15 protein-coding genes are annotated in these 22,683 nt (G+C 72.2%); 8 read left to right on the top strand and 7 right to left on the bottom strand.

The annotated features are described in order from the left end of the window. Positions 1 to 21 precede the first annotated feature (21 nt). Positions 22 to 1,305 carry a hypothetical protein gene (locus WME75_RS36505; RefSeq protein WP_437480794.1) on the bottom strand — a complete coding sequence of 428 codons (1,284 nt, stop codon included), beginning with the start codon at positions 1,303 to 1,305 and terminating at the stop codon, positions 22 to 24. Next, entirely contained in the window at positions 1,302 to 5,588 is a 4,287-nt protein-coding gene (locus WME75_RS36500; protein WP_437480791.1) for a VIT domain-containing protein, read from the bottom strand. Before WME75_RS36500 ends, WME75_RS36505 begins: the two co-directional genes overlap by 4 nt. A gap of 688 nt (positions 5,589 to 6,276) precedes the next feature. Here WME75_RS36500 and WME75_RS36495 point away from each other — a divergent pair. The 4 genes from WME75_RS36495 to WME75_RS36480 all read left to right on the top strand — a co-directional run bounded on the left by WME75_RS36495 (position 6,277) and on the right by WME75_RS36480 (position 12,504). Beyond that, the gene (locus WME75_RS36495) at positions 6,277 to 6,819 is read left to right on the top strand and encodes a thermonuclease family protein (protein ID WP_437480788.1); all 543 of its coding nucleotides are present in this window, start codon (positions 6,277 to 6,279) and stop codon (positions 6,817 to 6,819) included. A gap of 600 nt (positions 6,820 to 7,419) precedes the next feature. After that, entirely contained in the window at positions 7,420 to 8,760 is a 1,341-nt protein-coding gene (locus WME75_RS36490; protein ID WP_437494997.1) for a cytochrome B6, read from the top strand. 338 nt (positions 8,761 to 9,098) lie between these two features. Next, positions 9,099 to 10,364, top strand: coding sequence for a PAS domain S-box protein (locus tag WME75_RS36485; protein ID WP_437480785.1), 1,266 nt, complete (start codon positions 9,099 to 9,101; stop codon positions 10,362 to 10,364). A gap of 229 nt (positions 10,365 to 10,593) precedes the next feature. Then, positions 10,594 to 12,504 carry an aldo/keto reductase gene (locus WME75_RS36480; RefSeq protein ID WP_437480783.1) on the top strand — a complete coding sequence of 637 codons (1,911 nt, stop codon included), beginning with the start codon at positions 10,594 to 10,596 and terminating at the stop codon, positions 12,502 to 12,504. A gap of 130 nt (positions 12,505 to 12,634) precedes the next feature. On the opposite strand, the gene WME75_RS36475 is transcribed toward WME75_RS36480, so the two are convergent. Further along, positions 12,635 to 13,153, bottom strand: coding sequence for a MarR family winged helix-turn-helix transcriptional regulator (locus tag WME75_RS36475; protein WP_437480780.1), 519 nt, complete (start codon positions 13,151 to 13,153; stop codon positions 12,635 to 12,637). A gap of 45 nt (positions 13,154 to 13,198) precedes the next feature. On the opposite strand from WME75_RS36475, the gene WME75_RS36470 reads away from it, so the two are divergent. Then, a complete protein-coding gene (locus WME75_RS36470; protein WP_437480779.1) occupies positions 13,199 to 14,704 on the top strand; it encodes an FAD-dependent oxidoreductase in 1,506 nt (501 codons plus the stop codon). 144 nt (positions 14,705 to 14,848) lie between these two features. Here the strand turns inward: WME75_RS36470 and WME75_RS36465 are convergent, their stop codons facing one another. Continuing rightward, positions 14,849 to 16,387: a sigma-54 interaction domain-containing protein gene (locus tag WME75_RS36465; protein ID WP_437480776.1), complete on the bottom strand. Its 1,539-nt coding sequence runs from the start codon at positions 16,385 to 16,387 to the stop codon at positions 14,849 to 14,851. A 177-nt stretch (positions 16,388 to 16,564) separates the two neighbouring features. Here WME75_RS36465 and WME75_RS36460 point away from each other — a divergent pair, with 177 nt between their 5' ends. Further along, positions 16,565 to 17,800, top strand: a complete 1,236-nt coding sequence (locus tag WME75_RS36460; RefSeq protein ID WP_437480773.1) for an RtcB family protein — start codon at positions 16,565 to 16,567, stop codon at positions 17,798 to 17,800. Then, positions 17,797 to 18,471 carry a peptide chain release factor-like protein gene (locus WME75_RS36455; RefSeq protein WP_437480770.1) on the top strand — a complete coding sequence of 225 codons (675 nt, stop codon included), beginning with the start codon at positions 17,797 to 17,799 and terminating at the stop codon, positions 18,469 to 18,471. Before WME75_RS36460 ends, WME75_RS36455 begins: the two co-directional genes overlap by 4 nt. Positions 18,472 to 18,580: 109 nt before the next feature. Here WME75_RS36455 and WME75_RS36450 read toward each other — a convergent pair whose 3' ends face one another. Continuing rightward, the gene (locus WME75_RS36450) at positions 18,581 to 19,156 is read right to left on the bottom strand and encodes a DUF4351 domain-containing protein (protein ID WP_437480767.1); all 576 of its coding nucleotides are present in this window, start codon (positions 19,154 to 19,156) and stop codon (positions 18,581 to 18,583) included. 220 nt (positions 19,157 to 19,376) lie between these two features. Next, complete coding sequence (locus WME75_RS36445; RefSeq protein ID WP_437480764.1) at positions 19,377 to 19,679, bottom strand: hypothetical protein; 303 nt, start codon at positions 19,677 to 19,679, stop codon at positions 19,377 to 19,379. A gap of 722 nt (positions 19,680 to 20,401) precedes the next feature. On the opposite strand from WME75_RS36445, the gene WME75_RS36440 reads away from it, so the two are divergent. Beyond that, entirely contained in the window at positions 20,402 to 21,316 is a 915-nt protein-coding gene (locus WME75_RS36440) for a hypothetical protein (protein WP_437480762.1), read from the top strand. Between the two features lie 174 nt (positions 21,317 to 21,490). Here the strand turns inward: WME75_RS36440 and WME75_RS36435 are convergent, their stop codons facing one another. Further along, positions 21,491 to 22,675: an SUMF1/EgtB/PvdO family nonheme iron enzyme gene (locus tag WME75_RS36435; protein ID WP_437480759.1), complete on the bottom strand. Its 1,185-nt coding sequence runs from the start codon at positions 22,673 to 22,675 to the stop codon at positions 21,491 to 21,493. Between the last annotated feature and the right edge of the window lie 8 nt (positions 22,676 to 22,683).

Below are 22,683 nucleotides of genomic sequence, written 5' to 3'. Positions count from 1 at the left end.
GAGAGGCCTCCCGCCTCCGCCTCACCGGAGCTCGCGCAACGCCGCGATGAGCTCCGACAGCGACGTCGCGTCGCTCCGATCGAGCGCCAGCGAGCCCGCGGCGAGCGCTTCGGCGAGCGCCCTCGAGCCGCCGGCCTCCGGCGCGGCGATGGCGACGGCCGACTCGGCGCGCGCGACCTCCGTCACGAGCGCGCCGAGCGCCGCCGGGTCGACCGCCGCGGCCCTCGCCGCCACGGAGAGCGCGCCCGCGGCGCTCTCGACCTGCTCCACCGAGGCGCGCGTCGAGGCGTGGAGCTCCGAAAGGCGCAGCCGCTCGAGCAGCGCGCCGTAGGCGGACTCCATCGCGGCGAGCTCGCCCAGCGCCACGGCCGCCGGGCTCTCCTCCGCGCCCGCGTCGGTCGCGCCGCCCGGCGCGCGCCGCTCCGCGATCTCGGCGACCTCGGCGCGCGCCGCCCGCACCTCGCCCAGGAACGCCTCGATCGACGCCGCGGCCGGCGCGACCGCGCCCGCGCCCAGGGCCGCGAGCGCCTGCAGGGCCTCGCGCGGCCGCCGCCGCAGGAGCCGCCGGAGCGGCGCGTTGCATGCGACCCGCAGCGCCGCGGCCTCGGCGGCGGCGAGCACCCGCTCGCCCATCGAGCCCTTCAGCGCGGCCTCGTCGCACGCCCGCGCGAGATCCTCGGCGAGCGCGCTCGCCTCGGGCCGCTGCTCCGACCCCCGTCCGCCCTGCGCGCCGTGCTCGTCGCCGTCGCCGTCGCCGATCGCGCCGCCCCCCCGCGCCGCGTCGCGCCTCGCCTCGATCACGTCGCGCGCGTCGGCCAGCGCCTCGACCGCGGCGCGCAGCCGCTCCACGGCGGCGTCGGCCGCCGCCGTCTCGGCGGCGAGGTCGTCGCCCTCCACGTAGGCGCGCTGGCTCGCCGCGAGCCGCCGGCGCCGCTCGTCGCCCGCCCGCAGCGCCGCGGCGCTCCGCCGGGCCCGCGCCGCCCCGAGCGCCGCCGCGCCGCGCGCGCCGAAGGTCCACGCGCACGCCGCGGTCGCCCCGAGCGCCGCCGCCGCCGCGAGCCCCACCGCGGCGGTCGGGACGGCCGCGGCCGCGCCCGCGCCCACGCGCAGCCCGAGCATCCCGGCCGCCAGCGCGCAGGCCGCGGCGCCCGTGCCGACCGCGCGCGCGCCGCGCTGCGGGGGCGCGGCGCCGAGCGCGGTCACGCCGAGGTAGGCCACCGATCCGAGCGCCACGATCAGCAGGACGAGCGACAGCGGCGAGGTCAGCGTGACGAGCAGCCAGCCGAGCAGCGAGACGTCGATCATGGCAGCGCGGCGCTCGCCAGCACCACCTCCCGGTCCCGCGCGCCGATCGATCCCGGCGCGCTCGCGACCCGGAAGGACGTCCCGTCCCACGCGATCGTCGTCACCATGAAGCGCACGTCCCTCCCCGGCGGATCGCTGCGGAACCGCACGCGCCACTCGAGGCGCTCGAGCTCGGACGCGGGCAGCTGCACCGCCGCGAGCCCGACCGCCGGGGCGAAGAGGCCGTCGCCGAGCGCCGCGTCCACCTGGCCGTCGCGGGCCGCGAGGGCGAGCTCCGCCGCGTGGTCCTCCCAGAGCACGACGCGCAGCGCCCCCGGGCCGCTGAAGAGCTGCAGCTCCTTCAGCTTGCGGGTGAGGCTCTCGGCCTCGGCGCCGGCCGCCGGGGCCGCGGCGCCGTCGCCGGCGAGCAGCCGGCCGATGCGCGCCGCCGACAGGAGCCGCGCCCACGCCCGCGGATCGTCCGGCCCCGGCGTGCCTTCGGCGGCGGCGACCTTGCGCTGGATGCGGAGCGCCTCGTCGACGCGCCCGCTCCCCGCGGCCGCCGCGGCGAGCCTCAGCCATCCCCGGGGCTCGGCCGGCGCGAGGTCCGTGAGCGTCGTGTACTGGCGGTACGCCGCCGCGTACCAGCCGTGCCGGAGGTAGACGTCGCCGAGCATCCCGCGCGACGCGGGGCTCGTCGGATCGAACTCGACGATCTCGGAGTACGTGCGGAGCGCGTCCGCCTCGAAGCCGCTCGAGGCGAGCACGTCGCCGAGCTCCAGCGCGAGCCCCGGGCTCATGAAGCCGCGGTCGCGCAGCCTCCGCCCGTAGGCGAGCGCCTCGTCCTTCCGGCCCGCCTCCGCGAGGAGGCGCACCCGCCGGATCTCCCCCTCCGGGTCGTCGGGCCGCTCGGTGAGCGCCTGCCGCAGCAGCGCGAGCCGGTCGTCCACCGCCGGGAGCGCCGCGAGCCGCTCGTCGATGAGCGTCCAGCTCGCCTTCGGATCGGCGCCCCCGAAGAGCGTGCGCCGCACCGCGGCGGAGATCGCGGGGTCCACGCTCCGCCGGAGGAGCGCGTGCGCGATGAACCGCTGCGCCTCGGGCTCGCCGGCGAAGCGCCCGAGGAGCGCCTCGGCGCCGCCCTCGGTGGACACCTTCGCCTGGAGGAGCGAGAGGAGCGCGGCCCTCGAGCGCCAGTCCGGCAGCTCGCAGGTAGAGAGCGCGCCCTCGTAGCGCGCGATGAGCTGCTCGGCCGCCGTGGCGCGGGCGAGGCGCTTCGACCAGACGACGATGCGCTCGGCGAGCGGCCGCCGCGCGGTGTCGCTGCACGGCGCCGTCGCGACCGGCGGGGGCTTGGACGTCCCGATCGCGGGCGGCTTCCGCGCGTCCGCCGGAGTCGTCCTGAGCGCTGCGCCCAGGGGCGTGGCGCCCGCGGCCGGCGTGACCGGCCCGCCGCCGCCGCGCGGGGCGCTGGCCCTGTTCGCGCCGAGCGCCACCGGCTCGCCGGCCACCGGGGGCCTCGCGGACGCGGGCCGCGCGCGCGGGGCGTCCGCGCGGCGCGCCACGATGCCCTGCTCCTGCGGCGCGGGCTGCTGCTCCGCCTCGTCCGCTGCAGCCGGGACCGCGGGCGGCGGGGCCGGCAGCGCGGCTTCGGGCGACGCGGGGACCGCCGCGGCGCCTTCGTCCCGCTCCTCGGTCTTCTGCGCCGTTGCCGGCGCCATCATCGGCGCCGGCGCCGACCCCCTCTGCGCGTAGCCGCCCTCTTTCCCCGGGCTCTCCTCGTAGCTCGCGCCCTCCGGCTCGCTCTTCGAGCACCCGAAGGCGACCGCCGCGGCGGGCGGCGCGAGCAGCGCCGCGAGCTCGCGCTCCCGCTCGGGCGTGAGCGCCGTCAGCCGCTCGCCCCGCAGCGGCGAGCGCCGCCGCCGGATCCCCTGGTTCAGGTACGCCTGCTCGCTCTCGAGCGCCAGCGTGCTCGTGAACGGCGTGATCAGCCCGTAATCGAGCCCGAGCTCGACCACCTTGCCCCGGTGCGCCTCGATGTCGTCGCCGTCCGCGAGCAGGCGCCGCACCTTCTCGGCCGCCCAGAAGCGCGGCACGAGCGCCGCCCCGACGCCCCGATCGAGCTCGATCGGGTGCTCGCGGGAGTACTCCTTGCCGGCGAGCCGCCCCTTCACGACCGCCTTCGCGGGCAGCGCGTGGTGCGTGCGCGCGAGCAGCACGACCTCCTCGCCGCGCGACACCTTGCCGCTCGCGGTGAGCATCGGCTCGTCGAGCCCGGCGCCGAGGTCGATCGAGAGCTCGGTGAGGGTCGCCGTCTTGATCGCGCCGGCGAGGCGCAGCACCTCGGACGTCGAGCCCTCGGCCTCGTCGATCCGGAACGCCTGTCCGCCCCCGGCGCGCGCGAGCTCGCGGAGCAGCGCGTGGTTCGCGTTCTCGCCGACGCCGACCGTGAAGAACCGCGCGCGCGAGGCCGTGAGCGAGCGGCGCAGCCGCTCGGCGAGGCGCGCCCCCGTCACCTCGCCGCTCGTCGCGAGCCCGTCGCCGATGTAGATGACGGCCGGCTGCTCCTTGCCGTGCACGCGCCCGAGCGCCGACTCGAACAGGGCGCCGAGGTCGGTCGCGCCCCCGGTCGCGTGCTCGGCCAGCCGCGTGAGCGCGGCGGAGATCTCCTTGTCCGACGCCTCGGCGAGCCCCTCCTTCGGGTGCAGGACCGCGGGCGCCGAGTCGAGCGCGATCAGCGCGAAGTGGTCCGACGGCGACATCGCCCGCAGGATCGCCTCGGCCGCGGCCGCCTTCTGCTGTCGCGCCGTCTCGTCGGCCGACGCCGACGTGTCCACCACGACGACAAGGTCGGCGGGGAGCTCCTTGAGCTCGGCCCAGTCCACGTCGGGCACGTACCGGGCCATCACGTAGTCGGCGCGGTCCTCGCCCGCGGCGAAGCGCGACATGCGCAGCGGCGACGGCTTCTCCTTGACGGAGGCCTCGAGCTGGAAGTCCGCGCGCGGCGCGTAGCCGCTCCGCCGCATGCTCACCCGCCGCCCGCCGTCCTCGATCACCGCGTCGGCGAGGGTCGCGATCTTCATCCCCTGGCCGGCCTGCCCGAGGTCGACGGAGAGGGAGAATTCGCCGATCTGGACCGGATCGGCCGAGCGCATCGGGTACACGTAGGCGAGCTTGCCGGCCGGCGCGCCGAGCATCTCCACGTAGCGCAGCACCACGCGCCGCGAGCCGCTCGCGGGCACCGGGAAGATGCGGGCGCGGTAGCTGCGCCCGTCGACCCACTCGAGCAGCGCCGGCTCGTGGCCGCTCTGCACGGCGGCCTGGTACCGCTGCGCCGCCTCCTTCCGCTCGATGATCTCCCCCTCGACGAGCGCACCGTTCGTCTCGACCGCGAACGAGCTCACGAGCGCCCGCTCGGGCACGGTGAACCAATACCAGCCCTCGACCTGTCGCCCGCCCGGGTTCGAGAAGGTCTGGTCCACCTCGGTCTCGGCGATGCCGTCGCGCACGACCGCGCGCACGGCCTGCCGGCTGATCTCGAGCGTGCGCGCCTGCGTCCCGGGGGCGCCCTGCAGGTCGACGCCGTAGATCCGGCCGGAGCCGCTGCCTTCGCCCGCGAGGGGCCGGTGGTCGCCCATGCCGCCGGTCCAGTCGTCCCAGTAGGCGAGCGGCGCGACCTTGGGCGCGGCGCCGCCGGCGACGGTGACCTGCTCCCCTGCGTGCACCTCGACGCGCCCGCCGGGGGCGGTGACCATGGCGAGCCCGCGGGCCACGTACACGCTCACGGCGTCGCCCGAGCGCCTCATCGACAGGCCGGCGTCGGCGGCCGTGACCCGGACGTCTCCGAGCGCGTGCGAGAGCTCGCCGCGCCCTTCGGGCGGGGCGTCGAGCCACACCTCGCCCTGCGCGAGCGAGAGCCCCTCTGCGCCGAGCGTGACCTCCGAGTCGGCGCGGAGGAACACCGCCGAGCCGTCGGCGAGCCGCACGAGCGCCCGCGCGCCCTTTCCGGTCGCGAGCTCGGCCCCGACCGGGAGGGGGATGCCGGACACCACCGTCGACCGCCGGTCGTCCTGTTCCAGCGTGACCTCTCCCGAGGAGAGCTCGAGCCGGGCGCCGATGGCGCTGGCCTTCGTGGGTGCCCTCTCCTGGGTCAGGAGGAGCGCGGTCACGCTGGCGGCGAGCACGAGCACCCCGGCTGCGAGCCGGAACCGCAGGCTGCGCTTGCGGCGTGCCCGCTCTGCGCCCGTCTCCAGCGCGCGTTTCTCTGCCGGCGTTCCGGCCGGTTCCCTCTGTTCGTGCGACGACATCCGAGACCTCCCTCGCCGCGGTGGCCCTCGCCCCCGGGAGCCAAGTGCGGGGTTGCATGCAGACGTCTCATGCCCCGCCGCGATCTACCGAAGCGATCGCGCCGGTCATCGTAACGGGAAAGCGCGCAGGAAGCGTAGCCCTATCCCGGAGCGGGGGCGGCGGCTGCTGCGGGGACGGGATCTGGGTGGCCAAGGGCGCCTGGAGCAGAACAGAAGAGCAGAAGGAGAGAGTTCAACGCAAAGGCGCAAAGGTGCAAAGGCGCAAAGAGAGGAAGGGCAAGATGTATTCTCTTTTTTGTCTCGCGCCTTTGCGCCTTTGCGCCTTTGCGTTGATTCTCTCCTGCTCTCCTCCCACCGCTCGGCGCTTCAGGTCACCTCCTGCCGCCGGATCAGGCGTAGCGAGCGCTGTCAGCCGGGCGGCCCTCGGGCCATACCATCATGGAACAGGTCGCCTGGGCCGGGCGAACGTCCGAGCGAACTACAACGGTGGTTTCTGGAAGTTTATCCAGCACAGGAGGGGGCGATGACAGGACTGCTTCCCGGATTCCGGAGGTTCATCGGCTACGTGTCCCTTGTTTCCCGGAGGCGGAGGCTGCGCAGAGCGCCTGATTTGCCGGGCGAAAGCTTCCACGCGGAGGTGATCAGGACGGTGGATGGGGACACGCTCCACGTGCGCGACGAACGGGGCGTGGACCATCCCATCCGCATGCTCTCGATCGACACGCCGGAGACGCACTTCCTCGGCGCCTCGCAGGGCCGCTGGGCCGAGGCGGCGTCCGCGCGGCTCGCCGAGCTGCTCCCCGAGGGCGCCGAGGTCGAGATCCAGACGGACGAACAGCCGTGCGACGCTTACGGGCGCGTCCTCGCCTATGTCCTGTCCGGAGGTCGGCTCATCAACCAGCAGCTCCTCGAGGAGGGCCTGGCGATGACGTACATCGTCGCGCCGAACCTGCGTCACGCGCAGGAGTTATCCGAGGCTGCGCGGTCCAGCTTCACCGAGCGGCGCGGCATGTTCAGCGATGAAAGCCTCCTGCTCCCGTACGAGTTCCGGTGGAGCCTGAGAGGCCAGTCGAGCGCGAAGCTCGTCGGCAGCCTGTCCCAACGCGAGGTGTACGCGCTGTCGGAGCGCGAGCGCGTGCCGTGCTGGGATCGGGTGTTCTTCTTCGACGTTCGGGACGTCAAGGATCCCTTCGTCCGCATCGCGACGGAGAGGCGCCCGCGCGGCGGCTGATCGGACGGCATCCGTCCGAGCTCCCCTCTTTCAGCTCGCCCGGCTCCGCCGGGCGAGCCACCCTGCCACGCACCGTGGCAATCCGCCTCATTTTGCCAGGCTGCCGCGCGAAGCCGATCGCGCGCCGGAGCCCATGCATGCGGCCAGCTTGAATGGCTCGACCGGTTGCCAGCTCCCCGATCCGAGCCAAAAGAGAGCGGTCTCGCGCGGCGGACGCCGCGCTCCGCTCCGGGTCAGGCTCGACGCGCACAGCGGACGCGACCCTGGCACGAGAGTCGCCTAAGGGCGGAATTGCTCATGGCGCCTGCCCTGGGTGCCCGGCGAGCCGACCTCTCGTGTGAGCCGGACACGAGCTCGGCGCACCGGAGACCGGAGCGCCTGGTCGACCGTTCCCTGTCGACGTATCCCTCGCGAAGGAGCGCTTTTATGCCTGTGAAGAAAATGGATATCTCATGCCTTGTGGCGTGCACCGCGGCGCTCTCGCTGGGCCTCGTGCATTGCGCCTCGGCGCCGAGCGCGGGACCGGAGGATCCTGCCGGCCTGCGGGAGGCGCCGCCGGCGACGGCCGGGACGATCGCGCCGGCCGGCCCGCGGGCGCCCATGAACGCGAATCCTCCGCCCGGGCCCGAGGCGCCGCGGACGAGCTACCTGCCTGTGGAGGACAAGGAGCCGTTCGCGGCGATGGTCGCCCGGATGAAGGCTGACAAGCCCGCGGTGATGAAGCGCCATCAGACCCTGCTCGAGGAGCGGTACGACCTATCGAGCCGCCCTGCGCAGGGGGTCACCATGTCGCGCGGCAAGCCCGTCCAGGCCGGCGTGCGCGTGAAGCTCGCGAACGGGGCCACATGGGATGCGCTGGCCGCGCTCACGCCGGATGCCATCCGGGAGCGGGGGCTCTGGCCGAGGGGCTTCTTGCCGCTGCCCCACCCGAACCACCCGGAAGGTGGAATGGTCTTCCCGAAGGTCCAGATCGACGAGCTGAAGCGCCAGACAGGGCGCGAGCTCACGCGCTTCGATCTCGACTTCGACCTGCCGGACCACCTCATCTCCGAGTTCCCGGCGCCCATCTATCTCACCACGCGGCCCGACCTGGGCGACGTCTCCAAGGGGCAGCTCGTCACGATCGACAACTTCTACGAGCTCTTCAACGGCATCCTGACGCCGAAGCAGCTCGAGGGGCTCCGGCTCCTCGTCACGCCGTTCCCGCAGATGCAGTTCAACGCGACGGCGGACCGGCGCTCGGAGAAGGCCAGCCTCGGCGTCGCCTGCCTCGATTGCCACGCGAACGGGCACACGAACAACGCGACCCACCTCGTGGGCGACACGAGGCCGCAGGAGTTCCGGCACCGGGTCGACACCCCGACCTTGCGCGGCGTGAACATCCAGCGCCTCTTCGGCTCGCAGCGCGCGCTCAAGACCGTTGAGGACTTCACCGAGTTCGAGCAGCGGGCGGCGTACTTCGACGGCGATATCGTCATCGCCGTGAAGAAGGGGATCAACATCCTGGATCGCGGGCACCAGGTGCACGCGATGGCCGAGTTCCAGGAGATCCTCGACTTCCCCCCGGCTCCGAAGCTCGGCGTGGACGGGCGCCTCGACCCCGCGAAGGCCACCCCGGAGGAGCTCCGCGGCGAGCAGGTCTTCCACGGCAAGGGCCGGTGCGGGACGTGCCACGCGGCGCCGTACTACACCGACAATCTGATGCACAACCTGCGGGCAGAGCGCTTCTTCAAGCCCGAGCTCATCAACGGCCGGATGGCCACGGCGGACGGCCCCATCAAGACCTTCCCGCTGCGCGGCATCAAGGACAGCCCTCCTTATCTGCACGACGGCCGCCTGCTCACGCTGGAGGACACCGTGGAGTTCTTCAACCTCGTGCTCGGCACGAAGCTGACGGCCCAGGAGAAGGCCGACCTCACGGCGTTCATGCGGGCTCTCTAGCTTCCAGTCCCGCGCGTCAGAGCTCCTGGCGGGACTGTGCGCCGCCCGCGCGCGCTCGCTCCTACAGGCGCTCGATGAGGAAGCTTCGGGTCTTGCGTCGCAGCACGCGCGCGCGGGATCGCCGCGCGATGGCGCGGAAGCGCGCACGGCCTGTGCCTGTGCCTGTGCCGGCGCCGGCGGCGGCGCGCCTGCCCGACGGCGGCGCCGGCCGGCGGGCGCGACAGCCGCGCACTCACCATGACCTCGTGGTCTGATGTGGTGTGCCTTGCGTCCATCGCGCGGCGCGCTGCGGGGCCCCTGGCCGAGGGGGTCGACGGCCCGCGGCGGAGGTGATAGGCATGCTCTTCATCATGCCTGAAGCCTCTCGGATCGACGACCTCGACCGCTTCTTCGAGCTCTCTGTCGACATGGTGGGAATCGCCGGATTCGACGGATACTTCAAGCGCATCGGCCGGGCGTGGGAGCGGACGCTCGGCTTCTCGCGCGAAGAGCTCATGGCCACGCCCTTCCTCGACTTCATTCATCCCGAGGATCGCGAGCCCACCGTGACCGCGTCGGCGAAGCTGCTGTCCGGCGACTTCACCGCGACGTTCGTGAACCGATATCGATGCCGTGACGGCTCGTATCTGTGGATCGAGTGGAACTCGGCGATCTACCCGGACGCTGAGCTCGTCTATTTCGTCGCGCGCAACATCACCGAGCGCAGGCGCGCCGAGGAGGCGCTGGTCGCGGCCGAGTCGCGGTACCGGGCGGCGATCGACGGGAGCCTCGACGGGTTCTGCGTGCTGCGTCGCACGGTCGGCGAGCCGGGGGAGACCGTTGATTTCGTGTTCACCGAGGCCAACCTGCTCGTGAGCCAGGTGACGTCGAGGCCGCGCGAGGAGATCATCGGCCGGCGGCTCGTCGATGTCTTTCCCACGGTCCGCGAGTCCGGGCTCTTCGATAAATACGAGCGCGTCTTTCGGACGCGCGAGCGGCTCCTCCAGGAGACGGAGAGCGTGCTGCCCGGGGGCGAGAGCCTGTGGCTGCAATACCAGATCGTCCCGCTCGACGACGGCGTCGCGGTGACGGTCAGGGACATCACGGCGTCCAAGCGGCTGGAAGCGGAGCTCCGCGAGGCGCTCCAGCGCCGGGAGAGCGACGCCGAGGAGCTCCAGCGCAAGAACCGCCAGCTCGCCGAGGAGAACGCCGAGCGCGAGCGCGCCGAGGCGCTGCTGCGGCAGCAGCAGGAGACGATGCTCGCGATGTCCACGCCGATCATCCAGGCGTGGGAGGGCGTGCTCGTGCTGCCGGTCATCGGCGCCGTGGACACCGCGAGGGCGGCGCAGATCATGGAGCGGCTGCTCCCCGAGATCGTCCGGACACAGGCGCGCTTCGCGATCCTCGACCTGACCGGCGTCAGCGCGGTGGACGCCGCGACCGTGTCGCACCTGCTCGCCGTGGTGCGCGCGGCGAGCCTGCTCGGCAGCCGGTGCCTCGTCTCCGGGATCTCGCCGGCGATCGCGCGGACCATGACCGAGATCGGCGGCGCGGAGGGGGCGTTCCTGACCTTCGGGCTGCTCCAGAACGCTCTCCGTCACGCGCTCTCCCGCTGCAGCGCCTAGCGGCGCCTCCGTCGCTTCTGCTGGACCGGGTGCGGTGCATCCTGCGCTGTGGGCGAACTCTCCGGCGGCGTCCGCGCCCCACCGCCCCGGAGCCCAGAGGTCGGTTCGCCTCGGCCATGGAGAACAGCGCGGAGGAGGGTCGGGCCCATTGAAACGGGCCCTGCCACCGTGAAGGATCTCCTGGCCATTGCTTGCATCGAGCCGCGGACCTGGCTACGTCAGCGTCTCCGTGACTCCCGCCCCCTCGCCCTACGGTGTCCTAGGCCCCCTCGACGTTCCCCTCGGCCTCGGCCTGCTCCGGCTGGCCACGGAGGGGCGCCCCTCGGAAGAGGACGCGACCGCCGTCATCCACGTTGCCCTCGATCAAGGCATACGCCTCCTCGACACCGCCGACTCCTACTGCCTCACCGACCGCGAGGTCCACTATGGAGAGCGCCTCGTCTGCAAGGCGCTCGACGCTTGGTCCGGCCCGCGCGACGACGTGCGCGTTATCACCAAGGCGGGCCTCACCCGGCCCAAAGGGCGATGGGCCCCGAACGGCAGCCGCGACCACCTGCGCCGCACGGTCGAGGGCAGCCTGAAGGCGCTCGGCGTCTCGCGGATTTTCATGCTCCTCCTCCACGTGGCCGACCCCAAGACCCCACTCGAAGAGAGCCTCGCCGCCCTCGCCGAGCTCCAGAAAGAGGGCCTCATCGAGCACCTCGGCCTCAGCAATACCGCCATCGCGGTGGTCCGCCAGGCCGAGCGGCACTTTCCGGTGCGGGCCATCCAGGAGGAGCTGAGCGTCCTCGATCGCGGCAGCGCCGCCCGAGGCCTCCTCGAGCTCGCCAGGCACATGGGCATCCCGTTCCTCGCCCACCGGCCGCTCGGCGGTCACGCCAAGGTCGATAGCCTCCTCAAGAACCGCGCGGTCAAGCCCATCGCCGCGCGGCACAGCATCACGCCCCAGGAGGCGGCCCTCGCGGCCCTGCTCGATCTCGGCCCCCCGGTCCTTCCCCTGTTCGGGGCGACAAGGCGGGCGAGCGTCGAGTCCTGCTTGCGCGCGCTCCGGGTCCCCTTTGGCGCGCGCGATCGAGCCGACCTCTCGAAGACAAGCTTTGCGCCCACGGCCGATGTGCTGGCCTCGGTCGCGCCCCCCGTGGCTCCCGCCGGCCTGCGCAAGCTCGAGCCCGGAGAGGGCCCCGGCGATGCGCCCGAGGTGGTCGTGGTCATGGGAATTCAAGGGGCAGGCAAATCGTCGGAGGTCGCCCGCTACACGGCCAGAGGGTACGCGCGCCTGAACCGCGATGAGCTCGGCGGCACGCTCGACGGCGTGGTCAAGAAGCTCGGAGAGCTGCTCTCCTCGGGGCAAACGCGGGTGGTCCTCGACAATACGTACGGCACGCGCGCGTCGCGCTATGCGGTGCTCCGGATGGCGCACGCGCACGGCGTGCCGGTCCGGTGCCGGTACCTGGCCACGCCCATCCACGAGGCCTACGCGAACGTCGTCCTGCGCGTCCTCGAGCGCCACGGCAAGCTGCTCGGGCCGGAGGACATGAAGGCGCTCGGCAAAGAGGATCCCAACCTGCCGCCGCCGCAGGCGCTCTCGCGGTGGGCCGCGAATTTTGAGGCGCCGCACGTGGATGAGGGGTTCTCGGTGGTCGAGGAGATCCCGTTTGCCCGGCGCGTTGATCCGCTCTTCACGGGCAAGGGCCTGCTCCTCGACGTCGACGGCACGCTGCGAAGGACAAAGAGCGGCGAAATCTACCCGCGCGACCCCGACGACGTCGAGCTCCTGCCCGGTCGGCGCGCGGTCCTGGAGCGCTGGGTCAACGACGGATATACGCTCTTCTTCGTGTCGAACCAGAGCGGCATCTCGAAAGGATCGGTGACCGAGGAGGCTGTCCTGGCCGCGTTCTCGCGGACGGTCGAGCTCCTCGGCCTGCCCGTGGCCGAGGTCGTGTACTGCCCGCACCCGGCGTTTCCGGTCGGCTGCTTCTGCCGCAAGCCCCTGCCGGGGCTCGGGATATCGCTGATCCAGCGCCATCAGCTCGCGCGCGAGCACCTGGTGATGGTCGGCGATATGGAAAGCGACCGGGAGTTCGCGCGAGCGCTCGGGGCGAAGTACATGACGGCCGAGGAGCTCTTCCCAGGCGAGTGAGCGCCCGCGATGGAGAGCTACAAGGCGCCCAGTGTCCGTCGTCGTTGTTGGTGGTCCTGTGCTTCTTCGAGGAGGGATGGGCTCGAGCTGCAGAAGCGACACCCCGTCGAGGCGGAGCGTGGTCTGCCCCTCAGGTCTTGTCCGTTCCGCTTGACGGCGCCATCAAGTCGTCCACGAACCGGCGCATCAGGCGCACCAGGTCGCTGAAGTCTTCCTCACTCCACCTGGCGAGGATAGGGGCCGCAAGCCTCTGACGCGCGGCGTCCAAGGCGTCCGTCACCTGCCGCCCCTTGTCGGTGATCACCGCCTCATGGATGCGACGATCGGCTGGGCTGGGTCGACGTTCGATCAGCCCCAGGCTCTCGAGCTTTGCGACCTGGCGGCTGACCGTCGTGTAATCGCGCCCGGCTCGGTCCGAAAGCTCGACAACGCCGATCGGCCCGAAGCGCTCGATCCCCACCACCAGCTGAAAGAGGGCTCGATCCAGGGAGAGGCCCGCCTCCGCGAGCAGCGCCTGATCGCGCTGCGGCTGGTTCATGAGCGCGATCAGATCGACCATGGCTCCGTGGAGCTCGCGGAGCTTCTTTTTTGTAATCCGTGTATTTTGCACAAAATTTCTTGACGCTTCGGGAGGCGTAACTATATGCATAATACACATATATGAAACGCAGTCCAAAGAATAGCGGAGCTCGCAGTGGGATCTAATTTTTCGACGGATGTCCTGATCGTTGGCGCAGGTGCTGCTGGGTTGACCCTGGCCATCGAGCTCGCCCGTCGGGGCGTTGCGTTCCGACTCATCGACAGGCTGGACGGGCCGTTTCGCGGCTCGCGCGGCAAAGGGATCCAGCCGCGCAGCCAGGAGGTGTTCGAGGATCTGGGCATCCTCGACCGTGTCGTTGCGACCGGCGGCCTGTACCCACCCCCGCGGGAGTATCGCGACGACGGAGGCTACGAGGAGTCGCAGATCATGGAGCCTCAGGATCCGACGCCTGGCGAGCCCTATCGTCTGGCACTCCTCGTGCCCCAGTTCCTGACCGAAGCCGCGATGCGCGAGCGTCTGTCGGAGCTCGGGAAATACCCGGAGTTCGGCCGCGAGCTGAAAAGCTTCGAGCAGGATGGCGAGGGCGTCAACGCCCGCATCGCTGGCCCGACGGGCGCGGAGACCGTCCGCGTCCGCTATCTCGTCGGAGCGGACGGTGGCCGCAGTGTCGTACGGCACGCGCTCGCGATCGACTTTCCCGGCAAGACCCTGGGGGTGCGCGCCGTCGTCGCCGACGTCGTCCTGGATGGGCTCAGCAGGGACGCCTGGCATCGCTTCAACGAAAGGTCGATGGAGAAGCACATGTCGCTGTGCCCGCTCGCCGGCACCGACATGTTCCAGTTGCAGGCGCCGATTCCTCTGGAGGGCGATGTCGATCTCTCCGCGGAAGGCCTTACAGCGATGGTCGCGGGCCGCACGGGCCGAGGCGACATCGTGGTCCGTTCGGTCTCCTGGGCCTCCGCCTACACCATGAACGCGCGCCTCGCCGACCGTTACCGGGACGGGCGCGTCTTCCTCGCCGGCGATGCCGCGCATATCCACCCGCCGATGGGTGGGCAGGGCCTCAATACGAGCGTGCAGGATGCCTACAACCTCGGCTGGAAGCTCGCCGCCGTTCTGGCAGGTGCGCCGGAGACGCTGCTCGCGACCTACGAGGAGGAGCGCCGGCCGATCGCCGCGGAGGTGCTCGGCCTGACGACGAAGCTTCTGGAGGCGGCCAAGCGAGGCGTCATGCGCCGCGGTCGCGAGGTGCATCAGCTCGATCTGGGATACCCGGAGTCGTCGCTGGCCATGGAAAAGCCGAAGCGCAGCGGCGGCGTCCTCGCGGGCGACCGAGCGCCGGACGCGCCCGTCCGCGGCGTGGCGGGGATGCCGACACGGCTCTTCAAGCTCTTCCAGGGTCCGCACTGGACCTTGCTGGGTTACGGGCTGGACCGGCTCTCGGCCGTCGAGCCGCGCCCCGGACTTCACATCCACGCCGTCGGGCCGCACGGCGACATTGTCGATGAGGGCGGCCATCTCCGCGCTGCCTATGGCGTGTCGCTCGGCGACTGGGTGCTCGTGCGGCCGGACGGATACATCGGCGCCATCGTGTCGTCCGATCATGCACCGGCTCTGGAAGCCTACCTTGCCAGCGTCGGCCTCCCATCACGGGGATGACAAGGACGAGAGCGCGCTATCGCCACGGTCCCGAGCGACTCGCTCTCGAGGACGTCTCCGAGCCGCGGCCCGGTCCAGGTGAAAGTGCACGTCGAGCCTCAGGGCCGATTCGAACCTCGCCAGGGGGCGTCCCACGCCGAAAGATCAGGCCGCCTCGTCTCCGCGGACGCCGTACGCCGCCATCTTGCGCTTGAGCGTGTTCCTGTCGATGGCGAGCGCGCGCGCCGCGCGGGAGATGTTGCCCCGATGCACCCGGAGCGCGCGCCCGATCGCCGCGCGCTCGGCCGACGCCACCGCCTCCGCGAGCGGCGCGACGTCCTCGCCGCCGGCCTCCGCGCCCCGCGCGTCCGCGCCGCCGGCCGGTCGCCGCGCCGCCGGCTCCGCGATCTCCGGCGCGAGGTCGCCCACGTCGACCGCGTGATCGCAGAACACGCCCCACCTCAGCACCTCGGCGCGCAGCTCGCGCACGTTGCCCGGCCAGGGGTGCTGGTGGAGCCGCCGCAGGGCCTCGCGGGTCACCTCGAGCCCGCGCCCCTTGCGCCGTGCCCGCACCTCGTCGAGGAACACGTCGATGAGGATCTCGATATCTCCTCCTCGCGCCCGGAGCGGCGGAACCTCGATGATCGCGCCGCGGAGCCGGTAATAGAGATCCTCGCGGAACGTCCCTTGCTCGACCATGGCCCCGAGGTCGCGGTGCGTGGCCGCGAGGACGCGCACGTCGAGCTCGATCGTCGCCTCGCCGCCCACCCGGCGCAGCGTCCCGTCCTGGAGCACGCGCAGGAGCGAGGCCTGCACCCGCGGCGACAGCTCGCCGATCTCGTCGAGGAACAGCGTGCCGCCGTGCGCCTGCTCGAAGACGCCGCGCCGGCGCCCCGCGGCCCCGGTGAAGGCGCCCGCCTCGTGGCCGAACAGCTCGCTCGCGAGCACACCCTCGGCGAAGACGCCGCAGTTCTCCGCGATGAACGGGCCCCGCCCGCGCGGGCTGTGCTCGTGGATCGCCCTGGCCGCGAGCTCCTTGCCGGTCCCCGTCTCGCCGACGATCAGCACCGGCACGTCGGTCGCGGCGACCCGCGCGATCCGGGCGCGGAGGAGGCGCATCGGCTCGCTCTCGCCGACGAGGACCACGTCGCGGGTGCGCGCCTCGGCCCGCAGGCGCACGACCTCCTCGCGCAGCGCGCGGATCTCGGGGAAGCCCTCGATGTCCAGCCGCACCTCGCGCACCGGCCGCGGGTGCGGGTGCGGCACGAACGCCGCCGGGATGACCTGGAGCATGCGCGCCGGCAGGATCCCCGCCTGCACAAGGATGACCCAGAGCGTCTGCGCCTGCGGCGTGCCCGCCGAGAGCAGGACGTCGGTGGCCCACGCCGCCTGTGGAAAGGCGCGCTTGAGCTGCGCCGAGAGCTTGCCGAGCGCGCGGAAGAGCTTCGCGTGGTCCGACGGATCGTCGACGTCGACGACGCGGAGCTCGACGCGCGGCGCCCGCGCCCGCGCCCGCTCGACGAGCGCTTGCGACGGCGCCTCGCCCGCCGGGATGGTGAGGACCACGATGGCGTCGTAGCGGCTCTCCTCCTGGTCCAGGAGCCGCAGCACCGGCCCGCGATCGCCCTCCGGCCGGCGGCCCTGGTGCGCCGGCGCCGGCCCGAGCGTGCCCGCGTCCGACCAGGTGAGGAGAAGGCGATTCACTGATGCACCGTACACCAGATGTGATGCACTGTGCACCACTCAATCTGGTGCTCCATGCACCAGGTTGAAGCGTTTTGCCGGCGCCGCAGCGGGTCGCGCGCTGGCATGGGATCCGCAAGTCTCCGCCGCGTTCCCCTCGCCGCCCGCCAAGGGCTGGCCGCCCGCCACGGAGATCTCATGAAAGCGCCCGCCGATAGCGTCGTTCTTCCTGCCCACGCCCGCCTCGTCGCCCGCGACGACGTCTGGCTCGAGGGCAACGCCGTCCAGCAGCTCGCGCGCGTCGCCGCGCTGCCTGGCTGCGTCCGCGCCGTCGGCATGCCGGACCTGCACGCGGGGCGGGGCATCCCGATCGGCGCGGCGTTCGCCTTCGCGGACCGCGTCGTCCCGCAGCTCATCGGCGGCGACGCCGGGTGCGGCGTGCGGCTCGTCGCGACGTCGATCGGCCGCATGGCGCCGGACCTCCTCGAGCGGCGCGCCCGGCAGGCGATGGAGGACGACCCGCTCGACGGCTGCGACCCGGCGGCGGTGTTCGAGCAGGTCTGGCGGTACGGCGCGCGCGGCCTCGCCGGGATCGACGGCGTGCCCGAGGCCCTCGCGCGGCTCGCGGCGGCGGAGCCGGAGGACGGCCTGCGCCCGAGCGGCGACGCCTCGCCGTACCGCGCGGGGTACGAGACCGCGCTCGGCTCGGTCGGCGGGGGGAACCACTTCCTCGAGGTCGCCCGCGTCGGCGCGCTTCGGGATCCGGCGGCGGCGGAGGCCCTCGGCCTCTCCGCCGGGGATCTCGTCGTCCTGGCCCACTCCGGCTCGCGCGGGCTCGGCGGCGCGCTCGGGCAGCGCTGGGGGGCCGCGGTGCTCGAGGGCGACGCCGCCGAGCCGTACCTCGGCGAGCTGGCCGGCGCGTGCCGCTTCGCGCAGGCGAACCGGTTCCTGCTCGCCTACCGGATGCTGCGCGCGCTCGGCGCCTCGCGGGCGTCGAAGATCGCGGGCGGGCTCGACCTCATCCACAACGACGTCGCGCGCGAGACCGTGGGCGGCGAGCCGGCGTGGGTGCACCGGAAGGGGGCCGCGCCCGCCCGGGGCAGCGACTTCACCGTGGTGCTCGGGTCGCGCGGCGCGCCGTCGTGGGTGATGCGCTCGAGCGACGCGGAGGCCGGGCTGCGCTCGGTCGCGCACGGCGCCGGCCGCAAGATGGGGCGCAGCGAGGCGCGCGAGAAGATCGCGGCCAGGTACCGGCGTCGCGAGCTCACCCGCACGGAGCTCGGCGGCCGTGTTGTGTGCGACGACCCGGCGCTGCTGCTCGAGGAGCACCCGGACGCGTACAAGCCGATCCAGCCGGTGATCGAGAGCCTTGTGGACGCCGGCCTGGCGACCGCGGTCGCGCCGCTCGTGCCGGTGCTCACGGTGAAGCGATGAGCCGGGCCTGGGTGCAGATCAGCGCGGGGCGGGGGCCGGTCGAGGTGCGGCGGTTCGTGGCGCGGCTCGCCGAGCGGATGGAGGCGCTCTGCGAGGAGCGCGGGCTCGCGGTGGTCGACGTCACGGTGCACGGCGACGAGGACGCGCCGGCCTCGGTCGAGCTCCTTGTGGAGGGCGACGCGCGGGGCTGCCTTGAGGGGGAGGTCGGGACGCACGCGCTGGTCGAGAAGAGCGCGGAGCGGGGGCGGGCGGCGCGCAAGCGGTGGTTCGCGGGGGTGGCGGTCCACCCCGCGGGGGCGGACGCCGGCGCCGGGGCAGGGGCGGGGGGAGGCGCGGGCGTGGACCTCCGCGAGATCGAGATCTCCGCCTGCCGGGCGAGCGGGCCGGGAGGGCAGCACGTGAACAAGACCCTGTCGGCGGTCCGGGTGCACCACCGGCCGAGCGGGATCACCGTGCGGGTCGCCGACGAGCGCTCGCAGCGCGCGAACGTCCGCCGCGCGGTGGAGCGCATCGCCGAGCGGCTCGCCGAGCGCGCCGCCCGGCGCATCGCAGAGGGGGAGGCCGCGCGCTGGAGCGAGCACGACCGGATCGTCCGGGGGGAGCCGGTGAGGACGTACCGGGTGGGGCGGAGGAGTGAGCTCGAGGTGGTGAGGGTGCAGGCGGCGCGGTGAGGGGGGCCGCCTGCCTGCCGCATCGGCTCTCCGGGGCTGCTCGTCCGGCCGCATCGACGAGCGGTTGGCACGGGTCGGGCCTGTGCCGGGGTTCGACCGCCGTCCGCCATCAGCGCTCGGTCAAGACGTCGTCGACCGTGGGCGCGGTGAGGACGCGCTCGGTCCAGCTTTCGATCTGCCGGGCATCGACTGCGCGGACGCGCACCACGATCGGCTCCGGCAGCTCGCCGAAGCGCAGCCGGAGCAGCTTGAGCAACGTGCTTCGCTGCCCTTCGAGGCGGCCTCCCCGCTCGCCCGCCAGCCGGCCCTGCTCGCGAAGGTAGTCTGCGATGGTCACGATCTCCTCCTTGGCCTCCGGTCCCGCCGCGGCGAGCAGCCGCTGCAGCAGCTCCCTGGGCTGCGCCGGGTCGGCGATATTCAAGATATAACGCCACACGCGCGCAAGGCGGGGAGGCGGGGAGGCGGGGAGGCGGGGAGGCGGGGAGGCGGGGAGTAAAATCTCAGAAAAACTCCCCGCCTCCCCGCCTCCCTGTTCAATTTCCCGCTGTATACGGGCACAAAATGAGGGGATTCCCCAGATGTTCCACCCTTCCTGGATCTGGCGCGGTGTCGGCTGGGCCGTCAGCACCAGCGGCCGGTTGAGCGGCAATCGCACGCCGTGGACGGGACCGGCCTGGCGGATCACCGTTCCTCCCCGAGGCGGCCCCGGAGGTACGCGGAGCGCGAGCCGTCCCATCCGCAGCGTGAACAGCGGCCCTCGGCGAACGCGTGAACGCACTCTGGGTACCCATATAGGTGGTGAGCACACTCGGCGCAAAGGCCGGCCATCTGCGACGAATCGGTGAAGTAGGTGCTGCCGCATTCGTCGCAGAGAGCGCAGGCGCGCAGGCGTGGCGGCGTCGCGCTCACTCTTCATCCTCCGTGCAGAGGTAAATCGAGAGTTCGAGCCCGATGCCGGCGCGGCCGGCCGCACGAACGAGCTCGGGAGGAAAGTACTCGGACTGCGCCAGGACATCGCGCTTCTCAATCGGAAAATCGAGCCTCACGTCCTCGACTTCGGGCCAGGAGCTCAGCGTCGCGAGCTCCGCCTCGTGTACATCCAGGAATGCGCACGCGTCATGCGCTTGGTCCCGCAGCGTCCACTCCGCGTCACTCACCGTCACGACGAAGCCGGAGTGCGTGTGCTTGATCCCGTCCGGTCTCGTCATGAGGCGAGGCGTGCCCGCCACGAACACCATCGAAGGTCGGAGCTTCGACGTCCGAAGGTAGCCTTCGGGATCGAACCTCGACCCGCTTACACGGAGAACGCACATCGACGACCCTCTCTCCGCCCAACATCGCAATCCGCTGTGATGCACGACATGTCATGGTGCATGTGGGTGTAAATTATCATGGTCCGCAACTCTCATTGACCGCGGCCCTGTCGGCGTCATCAGCCCCGAGGGCCGCTGAGCACCGCCTCCGCGTGGAGCGCCGTGACCTCCGACCCCACCCCATCGTGCCGCCCCCACGCATCATGGAAAGGCAGCATATCCGACCGCTACCCCGCCCTGTCAAGGAGACCAAGGCAGGAGCGTGCGGGCCTCACGCCGGACGACGGCGCGACCCGACTCTCGAAGCCTGGTCCTCCGAGCCGAGGACGTCGCCTTGCATTGCAACGTCCCGGCCAGTCACCGGCCAAACCCTTCAGATTGTCGCGGCGTGTCGAGCGAGCCATGGATGCGCTCATCCCCCAGGTGATCGGCAATTTTACGCCGCCGAGAACGATTTTCACATGATTCACTCCACCTGCCGGTAAGTGCGTTTTGCTCAATGATAAATTACGGGAACGGCTCGCTATTCGCGGCGCTTTTTGCGGATCATTCAATTCGTCTCCCCGCGTCGCTCGATGGTGGCCCATGCTGCCAGGATGGATAAAGGTCGCACTCCGATGCACAATCGCTCCGACCAGTTCTCCAAGAACTTGCTGCGAGACGGGCTGAGCCTCGTCTCGGCGGCGGAGACCGAGGTAGAGGTCCTGGCCGCGACACAGAAGATCGATGTCTACAGCGTGCCTGATCCAGCACGGCAGGCCGAGCGCGCCGCCATGGGCCTGCTCGGCGAGCTCTCGGCGGAGCCGAGCCTGTTCGAGCCGTTTCATCGCACGCCGAGCCTTCGTCAGATCCGCCACTGTCTGCGCAAGCAGCTCACGTGGCACCACGAGCTCGAGCGCCGCGCCCGCTCTGCGGCCGGCTCCGTCGTGCCGGACGAGGACGCCGCCGCGCCGCCGCAGCCGGCGGTGCACTTCCCTGCGCTTGTCGTCATCGGGCCGGGGCGCCCTGAGACGGTGCTCGACGCTTACCGCTGCGAGCCGGTGCAACCAGGCGTTCACCAGGCGGTGCCGGGTCTGGCGATGCGGGTGGTGGTGCTCGCCGAGCTGCCGCGGACGCGAGCGACGCTGCTCCTGCGGCTGCTCGGCTCAGGCCGCCTCCTGCGCGAGGCGGTGGCAGATCTCGCGGCGCTGTCCGACGATGCCTGGGAGAAGAGCGTCGCCGCGCCGCTGCTGGTACACTTCCGGCTAGGAACCCAGGAGCCGACGATTGACGAGGAGGACGATGTGAGCGCAGAAATCCGTGCGTGGTTTGAAGAGTACAAGCAGCAGCTGCGGGCCGAGGCGCAGAAGGAAGGCCGCGCCGAGGAGGCGGCGCGTGCTGTGCTGACGGCGCTCCGGGTTCGCGGCATCGCCGTGCCGGACGTGGCGCGGGAGCGCATCCTGGCCGAGAAGAATACGGAAATTCTGGAACGGTGGCATGAGCGGGCCGTCGTCGCCGCATCGCTCGCCGAGGTGCTCGACGGCCCGAGCTGAGCGATGCCGGCCAGACAAGCGTCCCTCCGGAGACGCTGCCCGCTCTGGTGTTCCGGCGTTGCGACCGATCCGGCCCCCCCCCGCCAGCGCGACGTCACCCAGGGCGCGGAGGAACGGACTGTCCCCGCCGGGGCCGCCGGCGCGCGCGTCCGCAGGGCGTCCGCCTCTCGCCGCTCACCGCTTCGCGCCGCCCGTCGTCGCCGCCGGCGCCCCGCCCTGTGTCGCGTCCACCGCGCCCGGCCCGAGCAGCGTGCCGCACATCGTCTTGCACAGGATGTCGGTCGGCCTGCACTCGCACTTGCCCTGCTGCTTGAGCTCGAGCTTCCCGCGCATCTGCTCGACCGTGAACTGCGCCATCCGCTCGACCCGATCCATCGACCACCCCTCCTGGACCTGGCGCGGCGTCCGCGGCTCGGTGGCCTTGCCGTCGGGCTCGGCGCAGCAGCGGAAGCTCAGGAAGTAATAATAGAACCCCTCGTCGTGCGTGTAGATCTTCGGGCGGCACTGGTTGCGCACGCCCTTGTACCAGGGGCCGCCCGTGTGGACGCTGTCGAACTTGCCGCGCCAGCCGCCGCTCGTCTCGCTCGCCACGACCTCATCGGTGTTCGCGGGCAGGTCGGCGACTCCATAGTCGCTGATGCACTGCTCCTGCGACCCGCTCCGCACCCCTTTCCAGAGGCGGGCCAGCTCGCCCGGGTCGCGCTTCGCCACCTTCTTCATGTCGGGATCGTCCCAGAGATGGTCGCCGTTGCACTTCGTCGCGTCGCGCGAGTACCCATAAGGGAACGGCTTGATCGTGGGCCCCTCGCAGGCGAGCGTCCACTCCGACTCGGTGCAGAGGCGCTTGCCGGCCGCGGCGCACTTGACCTGCGCCTGGTGGAACCGATTCATCACCTCGGGCCGCTCCCCCTTCTTGTTCGGCCACTCGTACGTGTCGATGCAATAGCGCTTCTTCACCTTCTCGCCGGTGCAGCGGGCGGGGGTCGGCGCGAACTCCTCGCAGACGGTCTTCTTGTTCGACTTGTCGTACCAGCTGCGGAGACAGCTGTGCTCGACCTCGGTGCAGTACTCGCCTTCGACGAGCTTCATGTCCGCCGGGCACGCCTGCTCGTCCTCGGCGGCGGCGCTCGGCTCGCCGCCTGTCCCGGCCTCGGCGGCCGGCGCGCCCGCCTCGGCGGCCGGGGGCGCCGCGCCCGCGGTCCCGGCAGGGGACGGCGCGGCCGCGGGCGGGCGGTCCTCGTGCGCGCGCGGGGTCGCCGCCGTCTGAGCGGGCTCCGGAGGAGCGCCGGAGCAGGCGGCGGCCAGCGTCAGGGCGGGGAAGGGGAGCAGGAGGTGTCGCATGCGGGGCGTCGGTCGCATGCGGGGCG

The organism is Sorangium sp. So ce1014 (genome assembly GCF_051521505.1).
GTDB lineage: Bacteria > Myxococcota_A > Polyangia > Polyangiales > Polyangiaceae > Sorangium.
This window is presented reverse-complemented; position numbering and strand designations above follow the sequence as displayed.